Here is a 12,332-nt window from a genome sequence, read left to right on the forward strand (position 1 = left end):
CGCCCGTGGACTTCGACGACACCTCCGACGAGGCGGCCTACCGCGCCTCGGTCCGCGCGCTGCTCGAGGAGCACGCCGCCGCCCTGCTGCACGTGGTCCCGGGCGAGGAGGCGGTCGACGCGCGCACGCACGAGGCCGGGCTGCGCCGCACGCAGCGGGTGCTCGCCGAGGCCGGGCTGGTCGGCGTGACCTGGCCCCGCGAGTACGGCGGGCAGGGCGGCACCCTCGTGCAGCAGGCCATCGTCGCGCAGGAGCTGGCCCGTGCCCGCGTGCCGGTGCTGATCAACCACATCGGCCTGGGCATGTGCGGGCCGACGGTCATCGCGCACGGCAGTGACGACCAGAAGCGGCGCTACCTCGCCCGCCTGCTGCGGGCCGAGGACGTCTGGTGCCAGCTGTTCAGCGAGCCGGCGGCCGGCTCCGACCTCGCCGCGCTGCGCACCACCGCCGTCCGCGACGGCGACGACTGGGTGGTCAACGGCCAGAAGGTGTGGACGACGCTGGCGCACGTCGCCGACCACGGCATCCTGCTCACCCGCACCGACCCCGACCGGCCCAAGCACGCCGGCCTCACGATGTTCGTCGTCGACATGCACGCCCCCGGGGTGACCGTCCGGCCGCTGCGGCAGATGGTCGGCTCAGCCGGCTTCAACGAGGTCTTCTTCGACGACGTCCGCATCCCCGACGCCGAGCGGCTGGGCGAGCCCGGTGAGGGCTGGCGGGTCGCGCTCACCACCCTGATGAACGAGCGGGTGGCCATCGGCGGGGCCGGCGGCGACCTCGGCGTCCCGGTGGAGACCCTCGTGGCGCACGCCCGCGACCGGCTGCCGCGCCTGGACGCCGAGCGGCAGGTGCTCGCCCGGCAGGCCCTGGGCCGCGCGGTCGTGGCGTCGCTGGCCACCCGCTACACCGGCTACCGGCGGTTCACCGTGCTCAGCCAGGGCGGCCTGCCCGGGGCCGAGGCGAGCGCCGGAAAGCTGGCCGGCACGGCGGCGGCGCGGCTGGTGGCCGACGCCGGCGTCCGGCTCCTGGGCGACGACGCCGTGTACGCCGCGGCCGCCGACGGCGACGACACCTGGCAGCGCAGCCAGGGGTACCTGCCCGGCCTGGCGATCGCCGGGGGCACCGACCAGGTGCTGCGCAACATCCTCGGCGAGCGGGTGCTCGGGCTGCCGCCGGAACCGCGCAGCGACAAGGACGCGCCGTTCGCGGGGGGCCGGCGGTGAACTTCGACCTCGGACCGGACCAGCGCGCCGCCGCCGACGGCGCCCGCGACTTCTACCGCGGCTCGGCGTCCCCGGCCGCGGCCCGCGCGGCGCTCGAGGGCGGCGCGGTCGCCCCGGGCTCCGACGCGCTGGCCGCGATCGGCTTCCTCGGCATCACGGTGCCCGAGTCCGCGGGCGGGGCGGGGAGCAGCCTGCTCGACCTGGCCGTCGTCGCCGAGCAGGGCGGGGCGGTGCTGGCCGGGCCGTCGCTGGTCACCGCGGCGCGGGCGGCGGTGCTGCTGGCCGGTGCGCCCGAGCTCGCGGCCCAGCTGGCCGACGGGTCGGCGCGCTTCGCCGTCCTCGACGGGCCGGTGACCGGGTCGGCGCCGTCCCTCGACGCCGCCGCGGCGACGCTCTTCCTCGGCCTCGACGACGGCGCGCTGGTCGTCGGCGAGGGGGAGGCGACGGCCGGCCCGCCGATGGACGCCACCCGCGGGCTGGCCTCGGTGCGGCTCACCTCCCGCCGGGTCCTGGCCGAGGACGCCGCCGCGCTCTGGGCGCACGCCCGCCGGGTGGCCGCCGTGGTGCTGGCCGCCGAGGACCTCGGTGCCGCCGACCGCGCGGTGCAGCTGGCGGTGGAGTACGCGCAGCAGCGCGAGGCGTTCGGCCGCCGGATCGGCTCCTACCAGGCGGTCAAGCACATGCTGGTCGACGCCTGGGTCGGCGTGGACCAGCTGCGCTCGCTGGTCTGGTGGGCGGCGTGGGCCGCCGACGCCGCGCCCGGGGAACTGCCGCTGGCCGCCGCGGCCGCCAAGGCGCACGCGGCCGAGGTGCTGGAGCGGGCCGCCGAGACCTGCATCCAGGTGCACGGCGGGATCGGGTTCACCTGGGAGCACGACGCGCACCTGTACTGGCGGCGGGCGAAGGTCGACCGGCTGCTGCTGGGCGATGCGGCCGAGCACCTGGACGCCGTCGCCCGGCTGGCGGTCGCCGGCGCCCTCGGATGACCCCCACCCAGCTGCGGTACGAGGTGGCCGACCGGGTCGCCACCATCACCCTCGACCGCCCCGACCGGCTCAACGCCTTCACCACGGTCATGGCCGGCGAGCTGGCCGCGGCCGCGGCGGCGGCCGACGCCGACGACGCCGTCCGGGTGGTGGTGGTGACCGGCGCGGGCCGGGCCTTCTGCGCCGGTGCCGACCTCGGGGCCGGCCACGGGACCTTCGCCGACCGGTCGGCCCCCGACCCGGTCCCGCGCGGCACGGTGGACGGCGTCCCGCGGGACTGGGGCGGCATCGCGTCGCTGCCCTTCGCCGGGCTGCGCAAGCCGGTGATCGCCGCGGTCAACGGCCCGGCGGTCGGCATCGGCGCGACGATGACGCTGCCGATGGACGTCCGGATCGCGGGCGAGTCGGCCCGCTTCGGCTTCGTCTTCACCCGCCGCGGCATCGTGCCGGAGGCGGCGTCGACGTGGTTCCTGCCGCGGGTGGTCGGCATCAGCCAGGCGATGGAGTGGGTGGCCACCGGCCGGGTGTTCGACGCCGCCGAGGCCCTGCGCGGCCGGCTGGTCTCCCGCGTCGTCCCCGACGCCGAGCTGCTGCCCGCCGCGCTGGAGCTGGCGGGGGAGATCGCCGACCACACCTCCGGGGTGGCGGTCGGGGCGGCCCGGCAGCTGCTGTGGTCGATGCTCGGTGCGGCCTCCCCGTGGGACGCGCACCGGGCCGAGTCGCGGGCCCTGGCCGAGCTCGGCGCCGGCCCGGACGCCGCCGAGGGGGTCGCCTCGTTCCTGGAGCGGCGGCTCCCGCGGTTCGCCGCGCCGCTGGGCGACGGGCCGGTCGCCGGCGTCCCCCGCTGGCCGGCCCCGCCCCCCGACGTCCTCTGATGGAGTGGATCCGTGGGCGTCACACCCGCGGATCCACTCCATCGAGAGGGGAGGTCAGCGGGGGCCGAGGTGGCGCAGCAGCGTCTCGCCGAGGTCGCGCATCGCCTCGACCTGCTCGCGGCTGAGCTGGTCGAACAGGTGGGTGCGCACGCTCTCGACGTGGATGGGCGCGGCGGCCTCCAGCGCGGCGAACCCCTCGTCGGTCAGGACGGCGAGCTGCCCGCGCCCGTCCTCCGGGCAGACCTGCCGGCGCACCCAGCCGCGCTCCTCCAGCCGGGAGACCGCGTGCGACAGCCGGCTGCGGGAGGACAGGCAGGTGTCGGCGAGCTCGCTCATCCGCATCCGGCGCTCGGGGGTCTCCGACAGGGCGACGAGGATCTCGTAGTAGGCGTGGGAGATCCCGGTCTCGTGGGTGAGCTCGCGGTCGAGGCGGTCCTGGAGCAGCTGTGAGCTGTACAGCCACGCGCGCCAGGCCCGCTGCTCGTCTGCGTCGAGCCAGCGTGGCTCCCCGGCGGGGCGATCCGGCTCGGGGGCCGGGTCCTGGGGAGCGAGGGACACGTGCGCGGTCATGCCCCCAGCCTACTGGCGGAATAGATGAGCCCTCAACTACGCTGTCGACGGGCAGAACGTCAAACGCTCAATCACTTGGAGACTGATCATGACCAGCACCGTCACCCAGATCCCGGGCTACGTCGTCGGCACGTGGGACATCGACGCCGCACACTCCACCGTCGGCTTCTCCGTCCGCCACATGATGGTGAGCAAGGTCCGCGGCTACTTCCGCGAGTTCTCCGGCGAGATCGTCACCGCCGAGGACCCGACGCAGTCCAGCGTCACCGCCACGGTGAACATGGACTCGATCGACACCCGTCAGGAGCAGCGTGACGCGCACATCCGCTCCGCCGACTTCTTCGACGTGGGCAACCACACCGAGATGACCTTCCGCTCGACCTCCGTCCGCACCGACGGTGCCGACTGGACCATCGAGGGCGACCTGACGATCAAGGGCACCACCAAGCCCGTCACCCTGGAGCTCGAGCTCAACGGCTTCGGGCCGGACGCCTACGGCGGCACGCGCGCCGGCTTCAGCGCCACGACCGAGATCTCCCGCAAGGCCTACGGCGTCGACATCGACATGCCGATGGACGGCGGCGGTGTCGTCGTCGGCGACAAGATCACCGTCGAGCTCGAGATCGAGGCCGTGCTCCGCACCGCCTGAAAGAGGACCTCTGCCCCCCACGCCTCGCAAGCTCGGCGCGGGACCCTGCAGAGGGGCCGCGCCGAGGGCCCTGGACGCCGCGCGCGTCCGGGGCCCTCGCGCGGATCGGGGAGACTGGACGTCATGACGACGTCCACGCTCACCCGTGCCCGCACCCGCTTCCCGTCCGCACTCCTCGTCGCCGTCGGGCTGGCGGCCGGCTTCGGTGTCGCGCAGGGCACCGGCGTCCGGGCGCTGGGCGGCGCGGTCTTCGCCCTCGGCGGGCTGGCCGCGGCCTGGCTGTGGGTGCAGCGGCGCGGCTGGGCGGTGGCCCTGGGCCTCGGGGCGCTCTACGTGGGCGCCTTCGTGCTGGCCCACGTGCTCGCCCTCGGGGTGGGGATGGCCGCCTGGCTGGCGGTGAGTCTGGTCACGATCGCCGCCGCGGGGGTGGCGTTCGCCGTGGCCGACCGCCCGCAGCCGGACGCCGTCGCACGCTGAGCGCCTAGAGTGGGAAGGTCGCCGGGCCGGCGGCCGTTACCCCTGGTGTCTGGGCGCGTGGACGCGCCGAACCCCTGAGCTCTCCCGAGGTGCCTCTCCGCATGCCCACCCGCGACGACCTGCGCAACGTGGCGATCATCGCCCACGTCGACCACGGCAAGACCACCCTGGTCGACGCCCTCCTCCGCCAGGCAGGTGCCCTCGGGCGCGCCAAGGGCGAGGGGACGGACAACGACTCCACGCAGGACCGCGTCATGGACTCGATGGACCTCGAGCGCGAGCGCGGCATCACCATCCTGGCCAAGAACACCGCGATCCACCTGGCCGACGAGAACGGCAACCCCGTCGTCGTCAACATCGTCGACACCCCCGGGCACGCCGACTTCGGTGGCGAGGTCGAGCGCGGCCTGTCGATGGTCGACGGCGTCGTGCTGCTGGTCGACTCCTCCGAGGGTCCGCTGCCGCAGACCCGCTTCGTGCTGCGCAAGGCGCTGGCCAAGCGGCTGCCGGTGATCCTCGTGGTCAACAAGACCGACCGCTCCGACGCCCGCATCGCCGAGGTCGTCGACGAGACCTACGAGCTGTTCATGGAGCTGCTCGAGGACTCCGGCATGGACGTCGACAACCTCGACTTCCCGATCGTCTACAGCAACGGCAAGACCGGGCAGGCCTCGCTCACCCGGCCGGCCGACGGCACCAGCCCGGACAGCCCGGACCTCTCGCCGCTGGTGAAGACCCTGCTCGACACCATCCCCCCGCCGGAGTACGACGCCGAGGAGCCGCTGCGCGCGCAGGTCACCAACCTCGACGCCTCGCCCTACCTCGGCCGGCTGGCGCTGCTGCGCATCCACTCCGGCACGATGAAGAACGGCCAGCAGGTCGCCTGGTGCCGGACCGACGGCTCCATCAAGAACGTCAAGATCACCGAGCTGCTGGTCACCGAGGGGCTCACCCGCACCCCGGCCGACAGCGCCGGGCCCGGCGAGCTCGTGGCCATCGCCGGCATCGAGGACATCATGATCGGCGACACCCTCGCCGACCCGAACGACCCGCGCCCGCTGCCGCCGCTGACCGTCGACGAGCCGTCCATCTCGATCACCATCGGGATCAACACCTCGCCGCTGTCGGGCCGCTCCGGCAAGAAGCTCACCGCCCGGCTGATCAAGAACCGTCTCGACCAGGAGCTGGTCGGCAACGTCTCGGTGCGGATGCTGCCCACCGAGCGCCCGGACACCTGGGAGATGCAGGGCCGCGGCGAGCTGGCGCTGGCCATCCTCGTCGAGCAGCTGCGCCGCGAGGAGTTCGAGCTCACCGTCGGCCGCCCGACCGTCGTCACCAAGACCATCGACGGCAAGCTCCACGAGCCGGTCGAGCGGGTCACCATCGACACCCCGGGCGAGTACGTCGGCACCCTCACCCAGGCGCTCGCGGTCCGTCGCGGGCGGCTGGAGAACCTGGTGCACCACGACACCGGCTGGGCGCGGATGGAGTACATCGTCCCGTCCCGCGGACTGATCGGGTTCCGCACCGAGTTCCTCACCGAGACCCGCGGCACCGGCGTCCTCAACCACAACCTGGAGGGCTACGAGCCGTGGCTGGGCGACATGCGCGCCCGGCCGACCGGCTCGCTGGTCGCCGACCGGCAGGGCCTGGCGACGACGTACTCGATGTTCTCGCTGCAGGAGCGGGGCTCGATGATGGTCCAGCCCGGCACCGACGTGTACGAGGGCATGATCGTCGGTGAGAACTCGCGTCCCGACGACATGGACGTGAACATCACCAAGGAGAAGAAGCTCACCAACATGCGCAAGTCCACCTCCGAGGAGCTGGAGCGGCTGATCCCGCCGCGCATCCTGAACCTGGAGCAGGCGCTGGAGTTCTGTGCCGAGGACGAGTGCGTCGAGGTCACCCCGGCCACCGTGCGCATCCGCAAGGTGGTCCTGGACCAGACCGAGCGCGGCAAGGCGAAGAACCGCAAGCCCAAGCCCGTCTGAGGGAGGACCCTCCTCCCCGCCCCGGGCGGGATCAGGGTCGGGGCGCGATGATCGTCCGGAGGTCGCCGTTGACACCTGTCCGGCGACCTCCCTACGGTTCCTGATCGTCCTAGGACCGCTTCTCGGGGCACTCGCCTCCCATCCCCTCTCCAGGTTCCTGCGGTGCCCCTGCCACCGCGCGACGACGCCGGTGGACCGCCACGGACATCGGAGCCCCCATGCCTGGACAGCCCACCCCGACCCACCCGGCCACCGGCGGACGACGGCGCCGCGGGACCCTCGTGGCCGCGCTCGGCGCCGGCCTGCTCGCCGCCGGTCTCGCGTCCCCGGCCGGCGCGGCCGCCGCCCCGAGCACGAGCGTCGAGCCCTTCGGCAGCACTCCCGACGGCACCGCCGTCGAGCGCTGGACCCTGGCCAACGGCGAGATGACGCTGCGCGTGCTCACCTACGGCGGCGTCATCCAGACGCTGGAGGTGCCCGACGCCTCCGGCGACGTGGAGAACGTCGTCCTCGGCTTCCCCGACCTGGCGGGGTACGTCTCCGACGACGACCCCTACTTCGGCTCCCTCATCGGCCGCTACGGCAACCGCATCGCCGGCGGCTCGTTCACCCTCGACGGCGAGACGTACCAGCTCCCGCTCAACAACGGCCCGAACACGCTGCACGGCGGCCCCGACGGATTCGACGACCGGGTCTGGGAGGCGACCGACGTCAGCGAGGGCGACGTCGCGGCGCTGCAGTTGCGGCTGGTCAGCCCCGACGGCGACCAGGGCTTCCCCGGCACCCTCACCACGACCGTCACCTACAGCCTGGACGCCGAGTCGCGCCTGACGGTGCACTACGAGGCCACCACCGACGCCCCGACCGTCGTCAACCTGACCCAGCACACCTACTGGAACCTGGCCGGCGAGGGCTCGGGGTCGATCTACGACCACGAGCTGCAGCTGAACGCGAGCGGGTTCACGCCCGTCGACGAGACGCTCATCCCGACCGGCGAGATCGCGCCGGTGGCCGGCACCCCGTTCGACTTCCGCGAGCCCACCGCCATCGGCGCGCGGATCCGCCAGAACGACCAGCAGCTGCTGTTCGGGCAGGGCTACGACCACAACTGGGCGCTCGACCGCACCGACGACGGCGACCGGGAGGGCTCCGACGCCGAGGACGCGCTCGAGGAGGCCGCCGTGCTGCACGACCCGGACAGCGGCCGGACCCTGACGATCTCGACCACCGAGCCGGGCATCCAGTTCTACTCGGGCAACTTCCTCGACGGGACGCTGGTGGGCACCGGCGGGTCGATCTACCGGCAGGGCGACGGGCTCGCGCTGGAGACCCAGCACTTCCCGGACTCGCCGAACCAGCCGGACTTCCCGTCGACCGAGCTGCGGCCGGGGGAGGTCTACGACAGCACCACGGTGTTCGCCCTCACCCACTGAGGCGCGACGCCCGTTGATCATCGCCGGGTGGTGGGTGCCGACGGCGTGTCGGACAGCCACCCGGCGATGATCATCAACGGCGGGGCGTCGTGATCAGCCCGTGACCTGCGGTGATGACCGGCCGGTGGACGGCGACCCGCCCACCGGCCGCTCGGCCCGGCGCGCGCCCCCCACCTCCTACGTTCTCCTCGGGCCCGTGTGCGGTGGGCCCGGAGGTCGACGACGAGAGGCGTGACGCTGATGAGGACCACCCTGCAGACGCTGGCGGCCGAGGGGCACCGGGGCGGGATCGACGTCCGGGTGAGCCTCCGCAGCGATGTGGGGTCCGGCGAGCACCCCTTCGACGGCGCATGGTTCCCCCGCAGCCGGGACCTCGCCGTCGAGCTGCCCGAGCTGATCGCGGCGCTCGACCGGCGCGGCCTGCGGGTCGAGCGGTTCACCTACCCGCTGGAGGCCTGGTCCCCGGTCGCCCGCAAGGTCGTCGTCGGTGGCCGGGTGGTGCGCACCGGCGGGTTCCGCAGCATGGACTCCGGCGTCGTCTGCCTGACCTGGCACGGCGGCACGCGGCGGGCGGACCTGCTCGTCGTCCCGCCCGAGACCGACGTCATCACCGGCGCCCGCGCGCTGCGGCTGTGCACCCGCCGCGGGCTGCCCAGCTCGCCGCAGATGGTCATGGCGGCCGCGCGGTCCACACCGTTGCCCCAGGTGCCCGGCGAGCCCTACACGCGGGCGGTCTAGCGATCCCTACGCCGGTCGCGAACCGGCTGGACGGCGGGGGAGCGGCTGCAGTGGGCTGGCCGCATGCGACTCCTGGTCCTGGGCGGCACCCACTTCCTCGGCCGGCACGTGGCGACGGCGGCGCTGGCCGGCGGGCACGAGGTGGCCGCGTTCACCCGCGGCGTGTCCGGGGCGCCGCCGGAGGGGGTGCGGTCCCTGCGCGGCGACCGGGACGACCCGGCCGCGCTGCCGGCGGCGCTCGACGGCTGGGCGCCGGAGCTGGTGGTCGACACCTCGTGTCAGTCCCGGGCCGCGGCCCGCAACGCCGCCGCCGTCCTCGGGAACGTCCGCGGCTACGCCTTCGTCAGCAGCCTCAACGCCTACGCGAACTGGCCGCCCGGCCCCATCGGGCCGGAGGACCGCGAGCCCACCTGGACCACCGACGACGACGAGTACGGCCCCGTCAAGGCCTGCGCCGAGCGTGAGCTCGGCGCCGCCCTCGGGAACCGGTTCCTCACCGCGCGGGCGGGGCTGATCGTCGGGCCGCACGACCGCGTGCACCGGCTGGGCTGGTGGCTGCAGCGGATCGCGCGCGGAGGACCGGTCGTCGTCCCCGATGCGCTGGACCAGCCGATCGCCGCGGTCGACGCGCGCGACCTGGCCGGCTGGCTGGTCGGGATGGCCGAGCGCGGGGTCCCCGGGGGGGTCAACGCCACCGGACCGGCCGGCATGGCCACCCTCGGTGGGCTGCTCGAGCTGTGCCGCGAGGTGACCGGGGGCGACGCGGAGTGGGTGCCGGTGCCCGAGGCGGACCTGGTCGCCGCGGGGGTGGAGCCCTGGCTGCACCTGCCCCTGTGGCTGCCGGCCGGGATCGCCCGCACCGCGTGGGACGTCGACACGACCCGGGCCCGTGAGCTCGGCCTGCCGAGCCGCCCGCTGCGGGAGTCCGTCGCCGACACGTGGGCCTGGCTGCGGACCGTCGAGGAGCTCCCGCCGCCCCCGCACGGCCTGCCTCGCCCGGGCCTGCCCGCCGAGCTGGAGGCGGCCCTGCTCGCCGCCCGCTGAGTTGCGGCCGGCGTCAGCGGGCGGCGACGGTGCGCTGCAGCTCGGCGGCCTCGGTGGCCAGGGTGTCGGCCGACTCCAGCGCGCGGTCCTTGCGGTACTCGCGGAAGGAGTGGACGACCGCGGCGGCCCAGATGGCGTAGATGACGGCGTAGACGGCGTAGCGGACGGGGTCGGGGGCGTCGATCCAGTCGCTGCGCAGCAGGGTGCGGGTGTTGGTCAGCACGATGACGCCGCCGACCAGCGAGCCGAGCATCCGCGGCGGGACGTGCCGGACCAGCCAGGCCGCGATCGGTGCGGCGACCAGCCCGCCGCCGAGCAGGCCCAGGACCCACAGCAGGCTGATGCCCTGGGAGCCGAGGGCGAGGAGGAAGCCGAGGCTGGCGGCGAGCGCAACGAGGAACTCGGAGGTGTCGATCGAGCCGATCACCTTGCGCGGCTCCATGCGGCCGCTGGCCAGGATCGCCGGGGTGCCGACCGGACCCCAGCCGCCGCCACCGGTGGCGTCGACGAAGCCGGCCACCAGGCCCAGCGGGCCGAGGAAGCGCTTGCGCATCGGCTTGCCCAGGTGCCGGCGGTCCACCCCGCGGAGGGTGAAGCGGACCAGCAGGTAGATGCCGAGGGTGAGCAGGATCAGCGACATGACCGGGGCGGCGACCTCGGTCGACAGGCTGGACAGGACCGTCGCCCCGAGGAAGGCGCCGACCGCGCCGGGGACACCGATCTTGGCGACGACCTTCCAGTCGACGTTGCCGAACTTCCAGTGCGAGAGGCCCGACGCGAGCGTCGTGCCGATCTCGGCGAGGTGGATGGTGGCCGACGCGGCGGCCGGGTTGGTGCCGAGGGCCAGCAGCAGGGTCGTGGAGGTGACGCCGTAGGCCATGCCGAGGCTGCCGTCGACCAGCTGCGCGCCGAGGCCGACCAGTGCGAGCAGGGTCAGGGTCCTCACCGGCCGGCTCCTCGGTGCGCGCCGCGTCCCCGCGGGGACGTCGTCATCTCTGCCACACGACCATGTGTACGGACCGGCGCAGGCGGGAGGAACGCCCCAACCAGGGGGGATGGGCCACCGCGAGCTGGGGAGCACGACAGCGAGAGGCCCCGCCCGGCGGGTGCCGGGCGGGGCCTCTCGCGGCCCCCTGCAGGGTCCCGCCGTGGCCCCGTCCAGAGGCTCGCCGCGAGCCTGCGAGCGCGGTGAGGAGGACGGGGTCCTTCCACGGTGGGGGGCAGGGGGTCCTTGCTCAGTCGGTCGGGGCGCTGGGGCGACCGCCCGCGGAGAGGTTGCGGCCCAGGTCGGCGGCGTCCGCCGCGTCGGCCGGCAGCTCGATCTCGTCCCGCAGCCTGGCGGCCTCGGCGGCGAGGGCGTCGGCCGACTCCTGCACGCGGTCCTTGCGGTACTCGCGGAAGGAGTGGACGACCGCGGCGGCCCAGATGGCGTAGATGACGGCGTAGACGGCGTAGCGGACGGGGTCGGGGGCGTCGATCCAGTCGCTGCGCAGCAGGGTGCGGGTGTTGGTCAGCACGATGACGCCGCCGACCAGCGAGCCGAGCATCCGCGGCGGGACGTGCCGGACCAGCCAGGCCGCGATCGGTGCGGCGACCAGCCCGCCGCCGAGCAGGCCCAGGACCCACAGCAGGCTGATGCCCTGGGAGCCGAGGGCGAGGAGGAAGCCGAGGCTGGCGGCGAGCGCAACGAGGAACTCGGAGGTGTCGATCGAGCCGATCACCTTGCGCGGCTCCATGCGGCCGCTGGCCAGGATCGCCGGGGTGCCGACCGGACCCCAGCCGCCGCCACCGGTGGCGTCGACGAAGCCGGCCACCAGGCCCAGCGGGCCGAGGAAGCGCTTGCGCATCGGCTTGCCCAGGTGCCGGCGGTCCACCCCGCGGAGGGTGAAGCGGACCAGCAGGTAGATGCCGAGGGTGAGCAGGATCAGCGACATGACCGGGGCGGCGACCTCGGTCGACAGGCTGGACAGGACCGTCGCCCCGAGGAAGGCGCCGACCGCGCCGGGGACACCGATCTTGGCGACGACCTTCCAGTCGACGTTGCCGAACTTCCAGTGCGAGAGGCCCGACGCGAGCGTCGTGCCGATCTCGGCGAGGTGCACGGTGGCCGACGCGGCGGCCGGGTTGGTGCCGATGGCGAGCAGCAGCGTGGTCGACGTGACGCCGTAGGCCATGCCGAGGCTGCCGTCCACGAGCTGGGCACCGAGGCCCACCAGGGCGAGCAGGATGAGGGTCTTCACGGGGCTGGACTCCGGATCCGGGGAGTGGTTCGCGGGCGCGCAGGACGGCGCGACACGGCGCGGGGAACGGGGAGGTCGTGCGGGGTGCGCCTCAAGCAGG

General features: G+C 74.3%; 12 protein-coding genes. 9 read left to right on the top strand and 3 right to left on the bottom strand.

Features of this window, described 5'->3' with window-relative positions:
- Window positions 1-5 precede the first annotated feature (5 nt).
- From MY520_RS07135 to MY520_RS07145, 3 genes are read left to right on the top strand one after another with little or no spacing between them, the layout of a single operon-like run.
- A complete protein-coding gene (locus MY520_RS07135) occupies window positions 6-1,226 on the top strand; it encodes an acyl-CoA dehydrogenase family protein (protein WP_436691387.1) in 1,221 nt (406 codons plus the stop codon).
- Window positions 1,223-2,212 carry an acyl-CoA dehydrogenase family protein gene (locus MY520_RS07140; RefSeq protein ID WP_436691388.1) on the top strand — a complete coding sequence of 330 codons (990 nt, stop codon included), beginning with the start codon at window positions 1,223-1,225 and terminating at the stop codon, window positions 2,210-2,212. The genes MY520_RS07135 and MY520_RS07140 overlap by 4 nt, the downstream gene beginning before the upstream one ends.
- Complete coding sequence (locus MY520_RS07145) at window positions 2,209-3,087, top strand: enoyl-CoA hydratase-related protein (protein ID WP_436691389.1); 879 nt, start codon at window positions 2,209-2,211, stop codon at window positions 3,085-3,087. Before MY520_RS07140 ends, MY520_RS07145 begins: the two co-directional genes overlap by 4 nt.
- A 54-nt stretch (window positions 3,088-3,141) precedes the next feature.
- On the opposite strand, the gene MY520_RS07150 is transcribed toward MY520_RS07145, so the two are convergent.
- Complete coding sequence (locus tag MY520_RS07150; protein WP_436691390.1) at window positions 3,142-3,657, bottom strand: MarR family winged helix-turn-helix transcriptional regulator; 516 nt, start codon at window positions 3,655-3,657, stop codon at window positions 3,142-3,144.
- An 88-nt stretch (window positions 3,658-3,745) separates the two neighbouring features.
- Here MY520_RS07150 and MY520_RS07155 point away from each other — a divergent pair, with 88 nt between their 5' ends.
- The 6 genes from MY520_RS07155 (at window position 3,746) to MY520_RS07180 (ending at window position 9,992) form a co-directional block, all read left to right on the top strand.
- Window positions 3,746-4,306, top strand: a complete 561-nt coding sequence (locus tag MY520_RS07155; protein WP_436691391.1) for a YceI family protein — start codon at window positions 3,746-3,748, stop codon at window positions 4,304-4,306.
- 123 nt (window positions 4,307-4,429) lie between these two features.
- Window positions 4,430-4,783: a hypothetical protein gene (locus tag MY520_RS07160; RefSeq protein ID WP_436691392.1), complete on the top strand. Its 354-nt coding sequence runs from the start codon at window positions 4,430-4,432 to the stop codon at window positions 4,781-4,783.
- Window positions 4,784-4,884: 101 nt separating this feature from the next.
- Window positions 4,885-6,777, top strand: coding sequence for a translational GTPase TypA (gene typA, locus MY520_RS07165; RefSeq protein ID WP_436691393.1), 1,893 nt, complete (start codon window positions 4,885-4,887; stop codon window positions 6,775-6,777).
- 218 nt (window positions 6,778-6,995) lie between these two features.
- Window positions 6,996-8,210 carry an aldose epimerase family protein gene (locus MY520_RS07170; protein ID WP_436691394.1) on the top strand — a complete coding sequence of 405 codons (1,215 nt, stop codon included), beginning with the start codon at window positions 6,996-6,998 and terminating at the stop codon, window positions 8,208-8,210.
- A 240-nt stretch (window positions 8,211-8,450) separates the two neighbouring features.
- Window positions 8,451-8,948, top strand: coding sequence for a DUF5994 family protein (locus MY520_RS07175; protein ID WP_436691395.1), 498 nt, complete (start codon window positions 8,451-8,453; stop codon window positions 8,946-8,948).
- A gap of 63 nt (window positions 8,949-9,011) precedes the next feature.
- Window positions 9,012-9,992, top strand: a complete 981-nt coding sequence (locus MY520_RS07180; RefSeq protein WP_436691396.1) for an NAD-dependent epimerase/dehydratase family protein — start codon at window positions 9,012-9,014, stop codon at window positions 9,990-9,992.
- 13 nt (window positions 9,993-10,005) lie between these two features.
- Here the strand turns inward: MY520_RS07180 and MY520_RS07185 are convergent, their stop codons facing one another.
- Together MY520_RS07185 and MY520_RS07190 are read right to left on the bottom strand one after the other, a co-directional pair.
- Entirely contained in the window at window positions 10,006-10,938 is a 933-nt protein-coding gene (locus tag MY520_RS07185; protein ID WP_436691397.1) for a sulfite exporter TauE/SafE family protein, read from the bottom strand.
- A 289-nt stretch (window positions 10,939-11,227) separates the two neighbouring features.
- On the bottom strand, window positions 11,228-12,232 hold the full coding sequence (locus MY520_RS07190) for a sulfite exporter TauE/SafE family protein (protein ID WP_436691398.1): 1,005 nt from the start codon (window positions 12,230-12,232) through the stop codon (window positions 11,228-11,230).
- Window positions 12,233-12,332 lie beyond the last annotated feature (100 nt).

The organism is Geodermatophilus sp. CPCC 205506, assembly GCF_051383635.1.
Lineage (GTDB): Bacteria > Actinomycetota > Actinomycetes > Mycobacteriales > Geodermatophilaceae > Geodermatophilus.